Genomic DNA, 17,655 nt, shown 5'->3' on the forward strand with positions numbered 1-17,655 from the left:
CCTCGTCGCCAGCGACCGCCACGCCGACCGTGCGGCATACCGTCGGTCGCGCCGCCTCCCAGCCAGCTCCCGTCAGTAGGCCCTTGCGAGGATCGGCATAGCGAAGTGAGCGAACGGGAAAGACGTCGCGGCGACGGATGGCGCGGCGTAGTCGGTCGAGCGTACAAAGCCGGTATCCGATCAGATCGAATGCACCGTCCGCGGTCTTCAGCTGGCGGGCCCAGGCCTTGGGTACGAAAGATGTTGGTACCGGTCCACGGCGCTTTTCACCCTGGTGAACTCTCCGCAGGTGATCGACCGCGTCCAACAGCGGCTGCCCCGCTGGCGCCGCCGCAAGATCGAGCCCAGCAAGCATCTTCGGCAGATAGCGCATCGTGCCAGTCTGCTGGCGCAACTCGACGAAGTAGCTCTCGTCGGTCGGCCGGGCGAGCAGGTTCACCTGCGCGACGGCCTCGGTCAGCGCTGCCCGGTCGACGAGCGCGAACACGGCTGCGCGGACCTCGGTGTCGCCGATACTGTCATCGAGCAGCACCGCCCCGACATCGCGAAGCCGGAGCGATGCGGCGTCGAGATCGCGCAGTGAGCGCATCCGCGCCTCCTTGGCGTTGATGCGCGCATTGGAGAACATCTTGGTCGACACGGCGTCGAACAGGTCGATGACATCGTCGCTGGCCGACGCTTCAAGCGTCCGGATGAAGGCAACCAGGGTCGCCGCGCGGCGATCGTCCGGCAACCGGGCGACGGCCTGCGCTTTCGCGGCGCCGGCAAATCGCGCTAATGCGGCGGCCTTGCCGGGCGGTACGCGGTCGAGTTCGGGCAAGCCTGTGGTGAATGTACGGATTTCGGTCAGTCGGTCGATGGCCCGGCTGATCTCAGGGCCGCTTTGCAGATATGGCCCATCACGGAGTCGATCGAGCGGGCTTTGCCGTCCATCTTCGGCAACAGCGACGAGCGTATCGAGCCGGGTACGTTGCTCTGACGTCAGCTTGTCGACCAGGCGGCGATGGACGTGCGCGGCGACTCGCGTGCGGACCCGTGCGATATCGCGCTCGAGGACGGACAATCCCGGTAACATCACCTTGAACTCGAGCAGCCATGTCGCGGCTGCGTCGAACAGGGCCGACGGTCGATCGGTGCCCGTCCAGCACAGCGCATACAGGAAACGATGCAATCGGAACGCGACGCCGGGATCGGAGAAGACTCGGTAGCCATAATGAATGCGGATGCGCGGGCCGTGCCGCCATCGTCCCTTGGTCGCGCAATATCGCGCCATTAGTTCGGCCGATCCGTCGATCGCCAGTTGGTCGCCAGCAAATCGCGTGACGGACGCAGGTATTTGCGCCGGATCTTCGAGAAAAGTGCCGAGCAGCCTCAACGAGCCAAGCTGCACCGCGACACCGAACCGGTTGTGGTCGCCGCGGTGTGCGCCGATGAACGCCCGGTCCGCATCGTCGAGATGAAAGTGCCGCGCCAGCTGTTCCGAGGTCGGATCGCCTACGAAGCGACCATATCGCAGTGCCTGGTCGTCCGAGAGAAAGCTGACTGGCACCGCTTCACGCTATGCCGCTGCCGCGGATCTGGTCCCGCGCTTGGCCAACAGTTCGCTGGCCCGCTCTCGCGGCTGTCCTTTGGCGTCGACATAGGCATAGAGTGTCGACACCGATACTCCGAGCTGGACAGCGACGTCGCGCGCGGCATTGTCGCGGTCTGCCATCAACGCCATTGCGGCCTTCAACTTCTGTTTCGTCATCACCCGTGGCCGCCCGCCCGCGCGGCCACGGGCCCTGGCCGCAGCCAGCCCTGCCATCGTGCGCTCGTGGATCAGGTCGCGCTCGAACTCGGCCAGGGTTGCGAAGATGCCGAACACTAACCGGCCCGTGACGGTCGTCGTATCGATATCGCCGGTCAGCACCTTCAGGCCGACGCCGCGCTTCTGCAGATCTCCGACCAGCCCGACGACGTGAGGCAGCGACCGTCCAATTCGGTCGAGCTTCCAGACAACAAGAGCGTCGCCATCACGCATGATATCGATTGCCTTGTCGAGCCCAGGCCGTTCGGTCGTACGGCCCGAGCAAACGTCGTCGAAGATCCGGTTGCATCCGGCACGATCGAGCGCATCACGTTGCAGATCGAGATTCTGCTCGCCCGTCGACACCCGCATGTACCCGATCAGCATCGACGCCCGCTCCCTCTTGCATCAATCTATCGAACGATGGGTTTACCGGCTATAGGTTTCTGGACGGGTAGATGTGAGATTGAAGGCCGTCCAGTGGGTCGATCGCGTTCGTCGGACCGCTTCGCATCAAACCGGGGTTTGTTGTGACCGCATGGTTCAGCGTTGCATCTGGCCCTCGAGCAATGTATGCACGATAATGTCAATACAGGAAGTTTTGTGATATTTGAGTGGGACGACGACAAGGCCGCTGCCAACCTGCGCAAGCACCATGTCGCATTCGAGCTGGCTGAGCTGGTCTGGGATGATCCCGCCCATATCATCGTGTTTGATCGCTATGAAAACGACGAAGAACGCTGGCACGCGATTGGCTTGGTACGCGGCATATTGATCTTAACGGTCGTCCACACGCTCCCCACGGGTGACGATGAGAACAGCATACGTATTATCAGCGCCCGAAAAGCGACAGCCGATGAAAGGAAACGTTATGAAGCACAAGATGACTGAGGCTGACATAGCGGCCCAAATTGCGCAGCTAGTGGACATGCCTGACACTGACATCGACACGGCGGATATTCCCGAGGCACCGATTGAGAATTGGGCTTTGGCAAAGCGTCCCGGTCTTTACAAGCCGCGCAAAAAACCCGTTACCCTGCGGCTCGATACCGATGTGGTGAGCTGGTTCAAGGATCACGCGCAATCGGGGGGATACCAGACCGAAATAAACCGCGTGCTGCGCCGTTATGTCCATGACAACGCGGACCGGAGATAAGCGGCTGCTTGGCTTATGTAGGTTTTCTGTTCCGTTGCTACTCAAACCCCAAGATGAGACGCCAAACGTTTCCGAAGACCAGATGAACCATTATGCGGGTATCCTTGAACACGATCACCCGACTAATTCCGCGACAAGCACGGCTCCGGAGCCGACTACGCCGGATCCAGCAAAGAAGCAGTAGCTACCGCGTCGTTGATACCCGAAAGCTTTGGGATCAACGACGCTGATCGATCAGGCGCCTCTCGGCGTGCGACCGCTATTGTGCATGCTGACGATCTTCCAGCTGCTTCCCACGCGCCGCAAGACGCTGGTTGCGACGCCAAGGCGTTCAGCAACAGCCCCGGTCTTCGGCTCGATCCTGTAGCGATAGCTCTCGGTCGCGAGGGCGACCGAACCTTCGAAACGGACGCTGACCTTGTAGTCTGAGAACTTGAACGATTTGAACGCCGCCAGCTCCGGCCCGAGATGATGGGCGAGGTAGGTCGCATAGGTCCCCTCGGAGCCGCCCGTTTCGAAAATCTGGGAGTCGGCCGCGAAGAGACGTTCTGTCCCGGTCGCGTCGAGCTTCTCGATCGCCGCCTTGTACTCAGACAGCACCGCTTCCACGGCTTTCGTGTCCACCATGCGCGATGCAGGCTGCGCAGCGACCGCAATCGGCACTACCAGCGACGTGGCCACAGCCACCCTCAAAGCAAAAATCATCTTTCCCCCTTCAGAACGCAAGATGGTTGAGGCCGCCATGCATGAACGTGCCCCCCAGGAACCCCTGTACCGATATTGCCAGCGTCATCAAAGCGAGCAGCACCCAGTAGACAGTACGCGATCGGTCGGGTGCTCTACGGTGCGCTGTAGCCAGGTAGGCAAGGCCTATTCCGAATACCGCGATCGAGGTACCAAGCCAGCGATGGGTCATCAGAATAGGGTTGCGGTCCGATAGATAAAAGCCGCCAGCGAACCAGCCGAGGAACGCCGCCACGATAGCCCCCAGCGCTCCGACCACGAGCATGACGTGCGCCGCCCGCTGATAATCGCGGTTCTGGCGCCATAGCCCGAACAGCTCGACCGCGAATGCACCGATGAACAGTGCGATTGGGAAATGGATGACCATCGTATGGACGCGGCCGAGCCAGCTCACGAGGCGCTCGCCGAAGCTCTTGTTTTTGTTGGCGCCCTCATCGTGCATGCCGCCCATCGCCATCTCGTCACCGGCCATATTCATACTGGGGCTCGTCATCGAGCCCATGTCCATGTGATCATCTGCCTTGGCGGGGGCTGTGCTATTGGCCACCCCGGGGCCTGCGCCCAGCGCGTCATGATCTTCATGCGCGAACGCAAGCGAGCCCGTCGACAGCGCGACAAAGCCCAGCACTATCATTGTCAACCGCTTTGCCGATCGCATCATAACATTTTCCTCGTCTTGAGTGATTTTATCGCTCGTATTGTTTTTGGACTGTTGCCGATCGATCAGTGATCTGACCGAGGCTCTAACCGGCCATCGTCAGCATGCCCGGAGCAAGCGCCATCCACATCGCCATGGCCACCATCATCACATTCTCGGTCAGCGAGATGAAGCCGAGGGGCACGTTGCTATCCCCTCCCACGCAAGCGCATTTCAACTCGCGTTTATCGATATAGACAGCCTTGAACACCGACACCGCGCCGATCGTCCCGATGACGAGAGCAACCGGCACCGATAGCCAGGTCAGAGCGCCCGCGATCATCAGCACGCCCGCGCCACCTTCGGCAAACGGGTAGATGTAGGAATAGGGCACCCAGCGTTTGGCGAGCAGATCGTACCCTAGGAACATACTGGAAAAGCTTTCGATGTTCTGGAGCTTCAGCAGCGCCAGGACGCACATCGAGAAGGCGATGAACCATTCGCCTGCGCGGATCGTGAACGGGGTGCCGAACACGGCATAGCTCGTGGCAAGCGCCATCAGCGCCGTCATCGCGAAGACCGCGATCACTGGACGGTAGGAGACAGCTTTCGGGTCGCTGACCGTCTTGCCGAAAAAGCGGCGCAGATCGTCATAGCCGCCTATTCGCTCGCCCGAGATAAATGTCTGGGGGGTCGTCTTCACCCCATACTCCACCTTGAAGGCATCGGTTTCTTCGCGGGTCGTAAGCCAATGATCCTCGACCGCGTAGCCCTCGCGCCGCAGCAGGTCCTTTGCTTTAAGACCGTAAGGACACGTGTGTTCGGCCGTCACCATCCGGTAGGTGGTTGCCCGCCTGGCCGCGCCGCTAGTCATGTGCATCTCCGCTTCTTTTCTCCGCCTGCAAAGTGCGAGCGAATACCCCCAGGTCATCCACTGAATCGTCATGGCGCAGGCGCCTGCGGAACAACCTTCCAGGGTCGCCAAAGGGCACATTCAAGGCCCTGACCATGCCGTCCCGGGATGCCAGCGGGCCGCTGGAATCGCTCCCGACAATCCGCTGGCAGCTACCGTCGTTTTACTTGTGCTTGCCTGCCTCGGGATGCCCACCCTTGTGATGAGCTGCTTTCTTTGGAGCGGCCTTCTTCGGAGCGGCCTTCTTGCTCTTCACGTCCATCTTCGATCCGGGCGCCATTTTCATCCCGGCCATCGAGCCGCCATTTGACTGCGCCGACGCGGCGCTGATCCCGGCAGTGGCGATACCGATGGCAGCTGCGGTCTGAAGGAGCCTCACGGCGATATTCATCTTGGTCATAACGTCTCCGATCGTGCCTAGGCCAGCGGCGGTGCAACCGTCCTGCCTACAAGATGATACGCGCCGGGAGGCGTTTGCCCTCGCCGGCCTGAAGCATGACAATCGCAGCGACAATTACGGCCTAACCCAATCCAGATGAACCGGACTGCCGCTTGCTCGTTAAGGATCGAACCACAAAGAAAGGAAACAGCATGATTCGTCTCCTCAGTATGATGAGCATCGCCGCAGCGACCGTCACCGCCACGCCGGCACTTGCCCAACATTCGCAAATGGGCGGAATGGCTATGCCCGGGATGCAGGGCATGCAGAACATGGGGCCAGCGCAAAAAGAGCTTTCGGCCGCGATGGACCGCATGAACCAGGCGATGATGCAGGGGATGATGGACCCCGATCCTGCCAAGGCATGGATGAAGAGCATGGCCGCTCACCACCGCGGCGCGATCGAGATGTCACAGATTATCATGCGTCATACAAAGAACGCAGAGGTGTTGGCAGAGGCTCGAAAGACCGTCGATGACAATCAGCGCGCGCTCGCTGAGTTGCAAGCAAAGATGCGCTGATACTTAACTGTCGCCCGCGGTCCGGTGAGGGGTGGCGACAGGCACCAGCCCTCACACGCGTGGCTCTGAGGGAAAAGATGACACGCTCGCCACTGACTTGGCGTGAACGGTCGCTGACAAATGCATTCAGACCTGCTTCAACGCGGACGATCTACCAAGACCTCACGTGATTGAACGATGAGGAGAACAGAAATGTTCGGCAAAATGTTTGCGGCTGTTGCGCTGGTCGCCTCTACAGCTGGTGTTCTGGTGCCAAGCGCGGCGCTTGCCCGGGATCGCGACCATGGTGGTTGGCAGAACCGAGCTGGTCATGAGCAAGGCGGGTATGGCAACCATGGTTATAACCGCCGTGGTGGGCATGGTTATAACACTGGCAACAGCCATTATAATGGCAATGGCAACGGCTATTATAACAACAGTGGCTACTATCCTCGCCAACATGCCTACAAGCGACAGCATGGGTATGATCGCGGGTATAATCGGCACGACCAACGCGGCTACGACAACTATCGCGGCCATTGATCTGGGTTCTCATCCCGAGACTTAATCGGATCGGGTGCGTGCATCGCAAATACATTTCCGATAATATCTCGGATCGGCTTACTCCGACTCTCTGAGGCGGAGCAAGTTGTGGATTGCTGTTGCTGCCTGCGCGGCTTGACCCATTGCAACACTGATTTGATCCAGACTCTCGACGACATCCCCGGCCGCGAACAAACCGCTGACCGAGGTCTGTTGATGTGCGTCGGTGATAACGCAGCCGCCTTCGCTAAGTTTTACCCCCATCTCAGCGACGAGCTGGGTGTGCGGCGAGGAGCCAAGTGCCGGATACAGGGTGTCAAACGAGAACCGTCGCCCATCTGCCAGTCGAACCGCAAGTTGATCGCCATCGATCGATATTTCGACTACCGCTTCTTTGATAATTTCGACACCAAGTCCAACGAGCCGCGCCTCGTCCGGCCACGAGAGTTCGGGCGATCGTTGCGCCAGCAGCGTCACCCGCGCACCATATGGGCGTAGGAACTCAGCCTCGGCAGCGCCATGGTCGTCGCAGCCGAGCACAGCGATATTGGCGCCCTTAGCCTCATATGCGTCGCACACCGGGCAATAGCGGATCAGGCCGCGCGCCAATGCGGCGTCGTGCGACGACTGAGGCATCGAGGGCCGGTGATTCCGAACGCCGGTCGTCAAGATCACGGTACGGGCTTGCCAGTTCGTCGCATCCGTCGCGACGGAGAACCCGTCCTCGACGATCGCCAGGCGGACCACCCTGCCCTGCTGGATCGTTGCACCATACGCTTGCGCCTGTCGCTTCATCCGCGACAGCAGGTCCGCACCGCCAATCCCGTCCGGAAAGCCCGGCAGATTGTGGGAGCGCGGAATCGAACTGGCGCGGCCTGCGCCTGCGTCGATGACAACACAGTTGCGAAGAAAACGCCCGAGATAGGTCGCGGCAGTCAGTCCGGCGGGGCCACCGCCGATGATGATGCAATCCACTTTTTCCTGCGACGTCGACCCGTCAGCTACCGTGCTCATAAAGCCATTCTCCCAAGCCGGCTCCAGCGCGCGCTCTCTTCAGGTTTACGCGCTCTGGCAGCTCACCCCTCGCACACGTCGAGCGTCGCGCAGGATAATCCCTTCCCCGCTTACGCCCTATGGTCGCCGTTCCAAGTCCGATGGCGGGTCGCGGCCACGATGCTCCGCCGCTAATCGATCGTAGCTCCGGGACGGGCTGCAAGCCGGATGCGTCGGCGGCCGAACATCACGGTGCGTTGGCGGTCACTGACGCCATCAATGCGTCTTGGCTCGCCATTCAAGCAAAGTTGAATGGTGTCACTGCGGCCGAGATTTCTGTACGAACAAGCTCGAACAGATTGGCGCTTCAATGACTGCCGTGACCGCCGCCACTATGACCACCACCGCCGCGATGGCCAAAGCTGCTGCCGTGCCCATAACCACCACCGTGGAGTCCGAATCCGATCCCAAACGAACCGTAGAAGGGCGACCCATAGCCCGGATAGCCATAGTAAGGATCGTAATAACCCCCGCCGCCCCGATAGCGCGCGTTATAGGCCAGATCCCGGGCCGGCACCGCGATCAGGCAAGCTTGTACACCTTGCGTCTGGGTCGCCGGGACCGGCGTGGCTGGAGGCGCGTCCAAAGCTGACAAGGGCTGCGCTACGAATGCTCCCGGCGTGTTACACGGCACCGCGAAATAGGCGATATTACGGCTTGGCTGTCCATACGTCGCGCAACCGCCAAGTGCCGCTGCCAGTCCGGAAATTGCCGAAAGTTTTAAAATCTGCGGTGACATGCGGAGCCTCCATCAATTGGCCTGGATCACGACTGTCGCTGAGGCTGCAAGGCGCATGCACGGCCTCAAACGCTGCTGCCAACCCGAAGCGCCGGCCGGATACGCCGGCAGACCAGGCGCGGCAGCATCGCCAATATTATTAGATACGCGTCTGGCCCGAAAATCCCTCAAAACGCCGCCTGCTCACTCCATCGCTGCGAGCAGATCATCGACCGTCGTGGTCGCGAACGCGGTAAAGCTGTCCGCGACGGCATAGGGGAGCAACAAGTGGTGGCCGGCCAGCAGCGCGCCGCAGCTGTAGACGACGTTGGGAACATAGCCGTCGCGCTGCTTGGGGCTGGGAGCCAGGACCGGGCGCGGCGTACGCGCCAGGAGCTTCGAGGGGTCGCGCTTGTCGAGGAGGCATGCGCCGATGCAGTAGTTGCGCACCGTGCCAACCCCGTGCGTCAACACCAGCCATCCCTCGTCGACCTCAATCGGTGAGCCGCAATTGCCCATCTGGACAAACTCCCACGGATAGCGCGGCTCGATCAGCTTGGCGCCGCCGGCCCAGTGAAGGATGTCGTCAGATTCCAGCAGCCAGATATTCTTGTTGTCCTGACGGCCCAGTATCGTGAACAAGCCGTCGATCCGACGGGGGAAAAGCGCCATCCCCTTGCCCGTCGAGGCATCGCCGGTAAGCGCGCGCATCTCGAAGGTGCTGAAATCGGTCGTGGTCAGCAGCTCCGATCGCGCCTCTGCGCCACTGAACGCGGTATAGGTTCCATGATCGGCGAACGTGCCTTCACCCTCGTCAAAACGAACCAGCCTGAGGTCCTCGATCCCCTGGCGTTGGCTGGGCAGCACGGGAAACAGCACGGTCTCGGATAAGTCTTCGCTGCCGCTATACCGAAGGCGGACCACGTCGCCCGTATCGGCACGCTCAATGATCGGCTGCATCGACACCGAGCTGGGATCATCCACAACCAGCGCGCCGCCGGGCTTCCACCGCCCCGTGCGGAAAGTCACGGAAGAAAGATGGCCCTCGCCGATCCCGCGCAGCGACAGAATAATCCGAACCTCACCATCGGTAACGTCGCTCTGGTCGGGATGGAGCACGGCGCTGGGATTGAACAACGCCGCGCTCTCATAGGCGTATTCCTGGCTGAAATAGGCTCCAATCAGTCGACGTCGCGCATCGTCGCAGCGGTCGGCACCTTTGAAGTGATCGGCGACCTCGTCGAAACGCCGCCGCAGCATCGCGTCGACGTCGCGGTGGTTCTCGTCCAGTGACGCGGTGACGCCCTCCAACTGGCGGGTCAGTTCCGCCTCGCCAAGCGACAGGATCAGATCGACCGTCTCCTGGGTGCGGGTCGTGCCAGCGTCAAAGCCTTGCGGATAGCCGGGCTCGAACGGCCTGACCAAAGTACGCGACGGGTCGGGCCGCAGCGTGACACGAGGAAAATGGAGCTTCGCGCGCTGGATCATGTCAGGCTTTCTCGAATGGCGGCATGAGAATGGGCGGGCTTGGCCAAATTAAACGAGGCCATGCGCATCGCGGACTGTGAAGGGAATATTAACCAGGCATCTTCATTATGCGGGTGTCGTCCTCATTCCCGCGAGAGAGCATGCCATCCTTGATTTCCGAAGCGATGACCGTTGGCGGTGCGACTAGCATTCTGCTGGGCATGATCGGGCTGGCGTGCGTTGTTATCTGGCCATTCCTGCGCTGCTTGCGTCGGGTAATCATCGTCCAAGGCGTCGGCGCGATCGCCTTTGCACTGCAATTCGCCGCCCTTGGTGCCTCGACCGCAGCGGTGGCTTGCGGCATCTCGCTCGCGCAGCTGCTGATCGCGTTGACCGTGCGGGATCGTGGGACGCGGTTGGCGCTCAACGTCGCGAGCCTCGCCATCCTTGTCACGCTGGCTATTTTCACATGGGCAGGCATATCATCGCTTCTCGCTGGCTGCGGCAGCATCGTCAGCATGGCCGCGCGCAACCAGCCATCGCCTTTACGGATGAAAATAGCTTTCCTGATCGGGGCTCCTTTCTGGCTGGCGCACAATATCATCGTTGGCGCGCCGTTTGCCCTCACGGTGGATTTCATATCTATCTTCACCAACATCGCGGGGCTTTGCCTAGCGTCGTTCGGGGTGCGGAAGAGCCTGCGAGACGAGGGTTCAGGCAAGGCGTCGCGAGGAGCAGGGGTCGTTTACTGGGCCTTTTTCCGCCAGCGTTTCAGCTGGGCGGGCCTCGCTAGGTTGAACCGGTATTCTGTCGCGGCGCAACGGGAGCGGCGCGCATGAGCCGTTTATCGGCCTCTGTGCCGGTCGCGCTCCGCTTCGTCGAGGGGAGCGCGCGTGAGAGCGCATCGCGCAGGTTCATTGCCCGGGCGGCGGGCGTTCGTGATGCAAAGGCGCTTGCCTCTTTGAAAACAGCGTTGAGCACCGAAGCCGAGCATATGGTGTTCGACGTCGCTGACCCCCGTGCCTTGGTGAAACGCTGCGTATCGGAATTGCGGGCTACAAGGTTTGGAAAGCGCGGCATTTTTCTTATCGAAACGGGGCATGGCATTGTCGGCTATGTCGATATCCGGCAAGTGCGGGAAGAAGGAGCAGAGGAATTCGCATCCTTCGATCTGGCGATCCGCAAGGAATATTGGGGGAACGGGCTCGGATCGCGGCTGCTCGCTCTTGCGGAACAATGGGCTGAAGAACGCAAACTGCGCTTCATCATTATTTCGGTGGCGATACAGAACGATCGAGCCAGGGCACTTTATGACCGTCTGGGTTATAGTATCTGCGACACGGTACGGACGGAGGGGAATAGCAAAGTGGCGCCACGGAAGCATACATCATGGGGCGCATGATTATGAAAACTGACCGACCGCGGCCAGGATCGATCTTGGAAGTGCGTAGCTCCGTCGCTCCGCTCGAGCACAGCCGGCTCCTCACGGGCTGCCCGTAGCTATGCTGAATGTCCGGCGCATCATCGTTTTGGGGCTGATGGTCGTGTTGGCCAACCCGGCTATCGCCCAGGACGCGCCTGCGAGCAAACCCAGGACTGCGGCGGGTGCGATCAAGTTCATCCAGGATATGCTGACCCGTGGCACGGCCGAAGCAAAGCCTTGGCCGGGCTTCGCGCGCGTGTCGCAGGTGACAAACGTAGCCACCAAAGGCAATTGCCTGATCACGTTGTCGCTGGCGGACAAGAGCGTTATTCGGATCGATCTGGCGCGCGCGGTTGGTTTGAGAAACAGAATATCGACGAATGCACCGCAATCCGCAGTTGAGATCGTTGGCGGGGTGCAACCCTACGAGGGCGTCGACCTCTATCTGGGCGACAATGCCGCAGTGCGACGTGCAAGTGACGCCATGACCTTTCTTCAAACATCCTGTGACATGTCAGCTCAGACCGGATTTTGATCAGCTTGCTGAGGGCGCACCCTTTAATTCGAACGGTATACGAACCAGGCCTCGCACCTCGCTTGGCCGACCATCGATGATCGTGGGTGACCATCGCCACTGGCGCACGGCGCTCAAAGCTGCCTTATCGAGCCGGTCGACCCCACTGCTGTCGGCGATCGATATGGCTGCTACGCGACCTTCCTCGTTGACGACCACCATGAGAACGACGGTGCCGGTTTCACGCCGACGTCGCGCTTCTGTGGGATAACGGGGCGGCTCGGCTGAGAGGAGCCGCGTGCTCAGGTTCACCATCGTCTCGGTATCGCGGGGCGGCGCGGACTTGGTTTCCTCGGCTTGGACCGGCGGTGGCTGCGGGGTCGGCTCCAGTTTCGTGATCGACTGAGCCGCGGCAGGCGCGGTCGGTATCGCCACGATCGGGGGAGGCGCCACTATCTGCTGGCGCTCCGGTGTTCGTTCAATGACCTTCTCAGTAGGTAGCGTGACCGGCTCCGGTGGAGGTGGATCGAGCGGAAGCAGGTTGACGACCAGCGGAGGCGCCGAGGCGAGCCGGACGTTGCCAACTTCCATATGCTGGAGCGCGATGAACCCGGCCGCGTGGATCGCGGCGATGAGGCCGATCGAGATCCAGCGAGGCTGCCGGCTTGGCTGGTACCGGCCGGGCATCTCGCCTTCCTGCGACGCTTTTATCGGCTTATCGGCTTCTCGGGGAGCTTCGCCTTGACCATGATCAATGACCTTCATTCGATCACTCACGCAGGGTCTCGGGAGCGGCCTGGTAAACGCCTGTCCGCACCCGCACGAGCAGCCCCCGCTTGAACATCAGGCTGACGACCTGGCGCGAGACACCGAAGCCAGCGAGATCACCTAACGATGTATGACCCCGCGCTCGCACGAAGCCGAGCGCTTTTGCCTGCAAGCTCTCCGGCGATGGAAAGTATGGTGACCGTGTCCGCTTGAGCGGAAGGTTGGTGACCGGAGAAATCGAGACCGACAGCTCCTCACACATCTCGGTCAGACCAGCGAGTCGAGCGAGCGTTGCATGGGTCAGGTAAACGCCGTCGTGGGCGAGGCGCCGCGCGCAGGCGAGCGCGACCGGGCGGACCGCCTTGCTGATCGTGATGGCCATACCGGGATTATCGCGCTGCAATCCGGCGATGATGCCGAGCAGGCACAGCTCATGACCGGTCACATAGACACACCCGATCGGCGCCGGGCGAAAGCCGATGGCTGACCCCGCGAGGCGGAGCTGATGGAAGAGGGCAGGCAACTCGCCGGTTGTGGCAGTCGGATCGGCCCCCCGAAAGAGGCCGATCACGTAGCGTTCGCGTGGGGCGAGCCGGGACAGGCTAAACACGCGCATGGGGGCGTCAGAACCGAGCGTTGACGCCAACCCGGAAGGCCGTCGGTGAGCCCGGCGTGATGTTGGTGTTGCTGAACGAGTACAGGAAGTATCGCGCGTTGAAGATGTTTTCTACGTTGAGCTGAAGATCGAGCTGGGGCGTGAGGCGGTAGTAGATCGCGCCATCGACGCGTGTGTAACCAGGCATGGATACGAGGTTGTCCGTTGCCGCGAAGCGCCGCCCCTGACGAATCACGCCGACCGCGGCGCCGAGCGATTCCGTTGGATCGAACCGCGTCCACAGCGCAGCCGCGTGCTTCGGCACGTTCGGCACCCGGTTCCCGCGCAGCACCGTTTCCGACTGCGTATCGAGGAACTTCGCGTCGGAATAGGTGTAGGAGGCGATCAGGCTGAGCTGGTCCGTAATCTCTCCCTGCGCGCTCAGCTCGACGCCCTTGGTGCGCTGGCGACCGATCGGGACCGTCGGCGAACTGGGATTGTTGGGATCACTCAGCGCCAGTACATTGCTGCGATCGAGCTGGAATACCGCGCCCGCGACATTGAAGGTCGGGAGAATGTCCCACTTCGCGCCGATCTCGTAATTCTGATACTTCTCCGGCGCGAGGCTCTGATTGGTCAGGTTGAGGCCGGCGAGTTGATCGCCGCCGCGCGGCAGGTAGGTCCGCGAGTAGGCGGCGTAGATCGACGCCTGCTCGACAGGCTTAAAAATCAAACCGGCGCGGGGCGACCACAGGTTATCAGTGACATCGAACTCGCGCTGCTGGCCGGCCGGGAAGCCGATCGTCCGCTGATCGCGCACCTTCGTGCTGAAGTTCTCGTAGCGAATGCCGAGCACGACCTCGAACATCGGCGACAGCGCAATCTGATCCTGGATGTATCCGGCGGCGACCTTGGCGACGCTATTATTCTGGCCGCTGCTCGCGACTTGGCGCCACAGCAGGTCGGGACGACGGATGCGGGGCGCCGCAATTGTCGCGAAGACCGTCTGGACACCCTGCGCGTTGGTGGAGGTCGGGAAAAAGCCTTCAAGGCGAAGGTTGTCCGTTTCTTGCCGGCCAAACTCGGCACCGATCAGAAGCGTATGCTCAATGGAGCCGGTCGCAAATCTCGCGTTGAGGTCAGTCTGATTGAACAGGTTCTCGCGCTGGGTCGCGTTATCGTAGGCCTGGATTGGGACGATCGTGCCCGGCGCGTAGCTGCCAGCCGGGAGGCCGGCAGGATTGACCTGGGTGGTCGTGTTCACCGCGCCGGGAAAGACGTTGCGGTAGAATTTGTCGTATTGGGCATAGCGCGTGCGGTTGCGGATCACCACGTCGTCGCTGAAGCGGTGCTCGATGAACAGCGTGCCGGCGTCAGTGCTGGTCCAGGTCGGGCTATTGTCGGGGTCGCCGAAAAACTCCCCGCGCCGCGTGCGCAGTGGTTTGCCCAGGTAGGAGGACACGCCGCGGTCAGCGACGCGATCGTCCTCGAAATGCTCGTATCCTATCGAGACCGTCGTGTCCGCGCCGAGTGCCAAGGTGGCGGTGGGGTTCAGGCCCCAGCGCTTATAGTCGACTCCATCACGGTAGCTGCCGCTGTTCTGGTAGACACCCGTCAGCCGGAGCGACAGCATGTCGTTCACCGGTGCGCCTAGATCGATCTGGCCGCGATAGTGATCGAAGCTGCCCGCCTCGACACGGCCGCCAATATGCTGCCGACCATCGGCGACCTTGGTGACGCGGTTGATAAGGCCGCCGACGCCGCCGCGGCCAAAAATCATCGCGTTCGGCCCTTTGAAAACCTCAAGCCGCTCGATGTTGTAGAGGTCTCGATAGGTCTGAACGTCATCACGGATGCCGTCGACGAAGAAATCGCCGGTGGTCGAGTTACCGCGGAACGACAGGGTTTCCCGGTTGCCCTCGCCCTGCGACGCGAAGACGCCGGGAACGTAGCGGATCGCGTCGCCGATGCTGTTTGACGCCTGGTCGGCGATTTGCTTCACCGGAACGACGGTAACGCTTTGGGGCACGTCAACGAGCGGCGTGTCGGTCCGGGTCGCACTGACGCTGCGTGAGACCTTGTAGGAGGTCTCCGCCTCCTGTTCGTCAATGGCCGTGTCGGTCACGGTCACCGTGCCAAGCTCGGCAGGCTTGCTCTGCGCCTGTCCCCAGGCTGGCGATCCAGCAGCGATCAGCAACGTCGTCGATAATGCGCCTAGCGAGACGCCCTTGATAATGGTCTTCATAACCCCCCTCGTTCTATTGTCATAGCCAATGGCGCCGTTTGTTGCGAACCGTTCGCATTTCTCGGGCTACCAATTACGCTACCGCAAGTCAATCGCAACATGCTGAGGCGCTGAGTTCGGATTGAACAGGATTCTTCTCGGAGATCTGAGTCACACGATCGGCCGTGGTCCGAGCGACTGGTGACCGCAGGGCATCTTGACTCGGGCGTGCGCTGCTTCCCGATTGGATGATGGCTAGGTGTAGCGGCTTGCAATGATGATCGCCCAGAACTGCAATAGAGGGGTGTTTCGGGCTCGGATTGTGTGAGACGCTGGCGATCGGCCGGCGCACGATCGTTGAGACACAACCCACATTCGGTGCGACGGACCTAAGATATTCAATCAGCAGCGCACGATCGCGGATAAGGCGATCAAAGCGGCAATCCTGCTGCGCGCATATCGTCGGTTAGCTCACGTGCACGAGCCGGATCGAGCCCGCCGCAGAGGAGTTGTCGGATTTCCGCCGGCTTGGCGTCAAACCGGTCCGCCAGGCTCTTCGTATCGTAGCCGTGGCGGGTAAGCTGGGGTTCGAGGTCGTCAATCTGCCGCGACAGCACGCCCTCGACCGTCGCGGCATCGATGGGTTTCACGCTGGCCTCAAACCCTGCTTCGAACGCGCGAACGAGATGGCGGCCGATTTGGAGTGGGGTCTTGAGCTTGGCGGCGAGCAGGATCGCCGCATCCTCGGTCAGCACCGCATCCGGTTCGATCCCCAGCGACAGCGCGGTGCGCAACGCCCAATCGATATAGTCGCGCTGCCGATCGGCAGCGTCTCCACTCGGCGCACTGCCTCCATCCAGATCGCTAACGCAATCAAGGTGAGCGGCCAGAGAAACAGCGGCGCGAAGCCCGTCGCGGAGACTGCGCCGAGCAGCGCCAGCGCGATCCAGCGCAGCATCCGATAACTCACTAAGCGCCCCACCTTGCGTCCCTCGATCTGCACTAACGAACCAGGGAATGGCAGAGTGTCCTAATGGCGGCAATGGGCCGAGGCTGCGTAAAAGTAGGGATTGTGTAGTCTATAAATCCGTCAATTCTGACGCCGCAGGCGCTCCGCCTAAAGCAGACCGCCGTCGAGCAAAATCGAGGCAAGGCTTCCTACCAACAGCTTCGGCCCAGCGGGCAATTGGTCGAGCCGGAGATCGGGCCGACCCCTCCGTGCCGATGCCGACTAACCCTGTCGGAGTTTAGCCTTGAGGTCACCACAACGCCACCGCCAGATCATGACGTTCTCGGTCAACGAGATGAACCCCACTCGACGCCGCGATTAGCACGGCGCTTAGCAAGGTGGCCGGCTCCGCCCAGCTCGGCGATCGGGGCGCCACGACCGTCTCCGCCACCGCTCCAGCGCCCCCGACCGGCCTTGGATCAACCTTTCGAGCCGCGCTTCAGAAACTAAACGACATCAACGCGGAAGCGGGCGCGTTGACCGTCGCCTACGAGAAGGGCGAGACGACGGACATCGCCCAGGTGATGCTCGCCCGGCAACGCTCCAGCATCGGGTTTGAGGCTACGTTGCAAATCCGCAACAAGGTGCTCTCGGCCTACAAGGACATCATGAATATGGCGGTGTGACCGCGCCGCCGGATGCGCTCGCCCGACGCCCGGTGTTCGTGTCGGGAGCTCGACCAAGAAAAGCAGCAAACCACGCGACGTCGCGAACGTAGTTAGGCTGCTTAGCTGGGATAGCCGGCGCAACTTCATGTCTTTGATTCACAATCAGGCGCTCTCGCAGCGTCTCCAACCCGTCGAACTGCGAAGTAAGACAGCGTGGATTATCGCGTGTGTCGGAAGCAGCCCACAATCAGAACCCAGACTATGAGCGCCGGTCGGCTTCGGCAAACGGAATTTACCTAGTCTGATATGTATGATAATGTCCTTTATCACACATTCAAAAGGACCATGATCGCCATGCCCGAGACGGCCTCGACACCGCCGCAGCGCCGCCCTGTCATCCGGGCCGTGAGCTTCGATGAGGCCGGCGCGGCGATCGGCCGCTTGCTGCCGATCGCGCTGCCGCCCACGCGCGCGGCCGAGACCGGCGCGTCGGCCAAGGTGAGGGCATAGCGTGGATGGTACGCTAAACAACGCTAAGGGCGAACAATCAGCGAA

The 17,655-nt window shown here is 61.3% G+C and carries 23 protein-coding genes; 9 read left to right on the plus strand and 14 right to left on the minus strand.

Features of this window, described 5'->3' with window-relative positions:
• Together AX735_RS09630 and AX735_RS09635 are read right to left on the minus strand one after the other, a co-directional pair.
• A partial coding sequence (locus tag AX735_RS09630; protein WP_156445560.1) for a DUF4158 domain-containing protein occupies positions 1-1,549 on the minus strand: 1,549 nt, incomplete at its 3' end.
• A gap of 9 nt (positions 1,550-1,558) precedes the next feature.
• Positions 1,559-2,176 (minus strand): recombinase family protein, encoded by a 618-nt coding sequence (locus AX735_RS09635; protein ID WP_015449304.1) that lies wholly within the window; start codon positions 2,174-2,176, stop codon positions 1,559-1,561.
• Between the two features lie 186 nt (positions 2,177-2,362).
• Here AX735_RS09635 and AX735_RS09640 point away from each other — a divergent pair, with 186 nt between their 5' ends.
• The gene (locus AX735_RS09640; protein WP_031290428.1) at positions 2,363-2,680 is read left to right on the plus strand and encodes a BrnT family toxin; all 318 of its coding nucleotides are present in this window, start codon (positions 2,363-2,365) and stop codon (positions 2,678-2,680) included.
• Positions 2,661-2,945: a BrnA antitoxin family protein gene (locus tag AX735_RS09645; RefSeq protein ID WP_010339846.1), complete on the plus strand. Its 285-nt coding sequence runs from the start codon at positions 2,661-2,663 to the stop codon at positions 2,943-2,945. Before AX735_RS09640 ends, AX735_RS09645 begins: the two co-directional genes overlap by 20 nt.
• Before the next feature lie 234 nt (positions 2,946-3,179).
• On the opposite strand, the gene AX735_RS09650 is transcribed toward AX735_RS09645, so the two are convergent.
• The 4 genes from AX735_RS09650 to AX735_RS09665 form a co-directional block, all read right to left on the minus strand.
• Positions 3,180-3,650: a YybH family protein gene (locus AX735_RS09650; RefSeq protein WP_060979522.1), complete on the minus strand. Its 471-nt coding sequence runs from the start codon at positions 3,648-3,650 to the stop codon at positions 3,180-3,182.
• A gap of 10 nt (positions 3,651-3,660) precedes the next feature.
• On the minus strand, positions 3,661-4,323 hold the full coding sequence (locus AX735_RS09655; protein ID WP_230962525.1) for a DUF2231 domain-containing protein: 663 nt from the start codon (positions 4,321-4,323) through the stop codon (positions 3,661-3,663).
• Positions 4,324-4,432: 109 nt separating this feature from the next.
• Positions 4,433-5,200, minus strand: coding sequence for a MauE/DoxX family redox-associated membrane protein (locus AX735_RS09660; RefSeq protein WP_060979526.1), 768 nt, complete (start codon positions 5,198-5,200; stop codon positions 4,433-4,435).
• Between the two features lie 202 nt (positions 5,201-5,402).
• A complete protein-coding gene (locus tag AX735_RS09665) occupies positions 5,403-5,639 on the minus strand; it encodes a hypothetical protein (protein WP_060979521.1) in 237 nt (78 codons plus the stop codon).
• A gap of 191 nt (positions 5,640-5,830) precedes the next feature.
• Between AX735_RS09665 and AX735_RS09670 the strand changes: the two genes are divergently transcribed.
• Both AX735_RS09670 and AX735_RS09675 read left to right on the plus strand, forming a co-directional pair.
• The gene (locus tag AX735_RS09670; protein WP_099046548.1) at positions 5,831-6,199 is read left to right on the plus strand and encodes a DUF305 domain-containing protein; all 369 of its coding nucleotides are present in this window, start codon (positions 5,831-5,833) and stop codon (positions 6,197-6,199) included.
• 192 nt (positions 6,200-6,391) lie between these two features.
• A complete protein-coding gene (locus AX735_RS09675; RefSeq protein ID WP_155646063.1) occupies positions 6,392-6,721 on the plus strand; it encodes a hypothetical protein in 330 nt (109 codons plus the stop codon).
• 78 nt (positions 6,722-6,799) lie between these two features.
• On the opposite strand, the gene AX735_RS09680 is transcribed toward AX735_RS09675, so the two are convergent.
• From AX735_RS09680 to AX735_RS09685, 3 genes are all read right to left on the minus strand, one after another.
• Positions 6,800-7,735, minus strand: coding sequence for an NAD(P)/FAD-dependent oxidoreductase (locus AX735_RS09680; RefSeq protein ID WP_060979519.1), 936 nt, complete (start codon positions 7,733-7,735; stop codon positions 6,800-6,802).
• Between the two features lie 346 nt (positions 7,736-8,081).
• Positions 8,082-8,513 (minus strand): hypothetical protein, encoded by a 432-nt coding sequence (locus AX735_RS26315; RefSeq protein WP_230962526.1) that lies wholly within the window; start codon positions 8,511-8,513, stop codon positions 8,082-8,084.
• Between the two features lie 183 nt (positions 8,514-8,696).
• The gene (locus AX735_RS09685) at positions 8,697-9,980 is read right to left on the minus strand and encodes a glycoside hydrolase family 130 protein (RefSeq protein ID WP_060979517.1); all 1,284 of its coding nucleotides are present in this window, start codon (positions 9,978-9,980) and stop codon (positions 8,697-8,699) included.
• Positions 9,981-10,120: 140 nt separating this feature from the next.
• Between AX735_RS09685 and AX735_RS09690 the strand changes: the two genes are divergently transcribed.
• The 3 genes from AX735_RS09690 (at position 10,121) to AX735_RS09700 (ending at position 11,917) form a co-directional block, all read left to right on the plus strand.
• Positions 10,121-10,798 (plus strand): YgjV family protein, encoded by a 678-nt coding sequence (locus AX735_RS09690; protein WP_060979516.1) that lies wholly within the window; start codon positions 10,121-10,123, stop codon positions 10,796-10,798.
• Positions 10,795-11,361 carry a GNAT family N-acetyltransferase gene (locus tag AX735_RS09695; RefSeq protein ID WP_066044258.1) on the plus strand — a complete coding sequence of 189 codons (567 nt, stop codon included), beginning with the start codon at positions 10,795-10,797 and terminating at the stop codon, positions 11,359-11,361. Before AX735_RS09690 ends, AX735_RS09695 begins: the two co-directional genes overlap by 4 nt.
• Before the next feature lie 100 nt (positions 11,362-11,461).
• Complete coding sequence (locus AX735_RS09700; RefSeq protein ID WP_066044257.1) at positions 11,462-11,917, plus strand: hypothetical protein; 456 nt, start codon at positions 11,462-11,464, stop codon at positions 11,915-11,917.
• Here AX735_RS09700 and AX735_RS09705 read toward each other — a convergent pair whose 3' ends face one another.
• From AX735_RS09705 to AX735_RS25765, 5 genes are all read right to left on the minus strand, one after another.
• Positions 11,918-12,661, minus strand: a complete 744-nt coding sequence (locus tag AX735_RS09705) for an energy transducer TonB (protein WP_060979795.1) — start codon at positions 12,659-12,661, stop codon at positions 11,918-11,920. It lies immediately after the preceding gene.
• A 4-nt stretch (positions 12,662-12,665) separates the two neighbouring features.
• The gene (locus AX735_RS09710) at positions 12,666-13,280 is read right to left on the minus strand and encodes a hypothetical protein (RefSeq protein ID WP_060979796.1); all 615 of its coding nucleotides are present in this window, start codon (positions 13,278-13,280) and stop codon (positions 12,666-12,668) included.
• 7 nt (positions 13,281-13,287) lie between these two features.
• A complete protein-coding gene (locus AX735_RS09715) occupies positions 13,288-15,504 on the minus strand; it encodes a TonB-dependent receptor (protein WP_066113912.1) in 2,217 nt (738 codons plus the stop codon).
• A 410-nt stretch (positions 15,505-15,914) separates the two neighbouring features.
• Positions 15,915-16,277 (minus strand): hypothetical protein, encoded by a 363-nt coding sequence (locus AX735_RS09720; protein WP_230962527.1) that lies wholly within the window; start codon positions 16,275-16,277, stop codon positions 15,915-15,917.
• On the minus strand, positions 16,232-16,441 hold the full coding sequence (locus AX735_RS25765) for a hypothetical protein (protein WP_167348229.1): 210 nt from the start codon (positions 16,439-16,441) through the stop codon (positions 16,232-16,234). The genes AX735_RS09720 and AX735_RS25765 overlap by 46 nt, the downstream gene beginning before the upstream one ends.
• 389 nt (positions 16,442-16,830) lie before the next feature.
• Between AX735_RS25765 and AX735_RS09725 the strand changes: the two genes are divergently transcribed.
• Complete coding sequence (locus AX735_RS09725; protein ID WP_208598082.1) at positions 16,831-17,118, plus strand: flagellar hook-basal body complex protein FliE; 288 nt, start codon at positions 16,831-16,833, stop codon at positions 17,116-17,118.
• A gap of 327 nt (positions 17,119-17,445) precedes the next feature.
• Positions 17,446-17,610: a hypothetical protein gene (locus AX735_RS09730; RefSeq protein ID WP_156440462.1), complete on the plus strand. Its 165-nt coding sequence runs from the start codon at positions 17,446-17,448 to the stop codon at positions 17,608-17,610.
• Positions 17,611-17,655 lie beyond the last annotated feature (45 nt).

Source organism: Blastomonas sp. CCH1-A6, from assembly GCF_001556365.1.
GTDB lineage: Bacteria > Pseudomonadota > Alphaproteobacteria > Sphingomonadales > Sphingomonadaceae > Blastomonas > Blastomonas ursincola.

Bases quoted from the DNA above. Each gene is read 5' to 3' on its own strand.
- AX735_RS09675 (WP_155646063.1), top strand. From the start codon at position 6,392: ATGTTCGGCAAAATGTTTGCGGCTGTTGCGCTGGTCGCCTCTACAGCT.
- AX735_RS26315 (WP_230962526.1), bottom strand. From the start codon at position 8,513: ATGTCACCGCAGATTTTAAAACTTTCGGCAATTTCCGGACTGGCAGCG.
- AX735_RS25765 (WP_167348229.1), bottom strand. From the start codon at position 16,441: ATGCTGCGCTGGATCGCGCTGGCGCTGCTCGGCGCAGTCTCCGCGACG.
- AX735_RS09700 (WP_066044257.1), top strand. From the start codon at position 11,462: ATGCTGAATGTCCGGCGCATCATCGTTTTGGGGCTGATGGTCGTGTTG.
- AX735_RS09710 (WP_060979796.1), bottom strand. From the start codon at position 13,280: ATGCGCGTGTTTAGCCTGTCCCGGCTCGCCCCACGCGAACGCTACGTG.
- AX735_RS09655 (WP_230962525.1), bottom strand. From the start codon at position 4,323: ATGATAGTGCTGGGCTTTGTCGCGCTGTCGACGGGCTCGCTTGCGTTC.
- AX735_RS09660 (WP_060979526.1), bottom strand. From the start codon at position 5,200: ATGACTAGCGGCGCGGCCAGGCGGGCAACCACCTACCGGATGGTGACG.
- AX735_RS09715 (WP_066113912.1), bottom strand. From the start codon at position 15,504: ATGAAGACCATTATCAAGGGCGTCTCGCTAGGCGCATTATCGACGACG.
- AX735_RS09685 (WP_060979517.1), bottom strand. From the start codon at position 9,980: ATGATCCAGCGCGCGAAGCTCCATTTTCCTCGTGTCACGCTGCGGCCC.
- AX735_RS09730 (WP_156440462.1), top strand. From the start codon at position 17,446: ATGATCGCCATGCCCGAGACGGCCTCGACACCGCCGCAGCGCCGCCCT.
- AX735_RS09635 (WP_015449304.1), bottom strand. From the start codon at position 2,176: ATGCTGATCGGGTACATGCGGGTGTCGACGGGCGAGCAGAATCTCGAT.
- AX735_RS09695 (WP_066044258.1), top strand. From the start codon at position 10,795: ATGAGCCGTTTATCGGCCTCTGTGCCGGTCGCGCTCCGCTTCGTCGAG.
- AX735_RS09640 (WP_031290428.1), top strand. From the start codon at position 2,363: ATGCACGATAATGTCAATACAGGAAGTTTTGTGATATTTGAGTGGGAC.
- AX735_RS09645 (WP_010339846.1), top strand. From the start codon at position 2,661: ATGAAGCACAAGATGACTGAGGCTGACATAGCGGCCCAAATTGCGCAG.
- AX735_RS09665 (WP_060979521.1), bottom strand. From the start codon at position 5,639: ATGACCAAGATGAATATCGCCGTGAGGCTCCTTCAGACCGCAGCTGCC.
- AX735_RS09680 (WP_060979519.1), bottom strand. From the start codon at position 7,735: ATGAGCACGGTAGCTGACGGGTCGACGTCGCAGGAAAAAGTGGATTGC.
- AX735_RS09690 (WP_060979516.1), top strand. From the start codon at position 10,121: ATGCCATCCTTGATTTCCGAAGCGATGACCGTTGGCGGTGCGACTAGC.
- AX735_RS09705 (WP_060979795.1), bottom strand. From the start codon at position 12,661: ATGAAGGTCATTGATCATGGTCAAGGCGAAGCTCCCCGAGAAGCCGAT.
- AX735_RS09670 (WP_099046548.1), top strand. From the start codon at position 5,831: ATGATTCGTCTCCTCAGTATGATGAGCATCGCCGCAGCGACCGTCACC.
- AX735_RS09650 (WP_060979522.1), bottom strand. From the start codon at position 3,650: ATGATTTTTGCTTTGAGGGTGGCTGTGGCCACGTCGCTGGTAGTGCCG.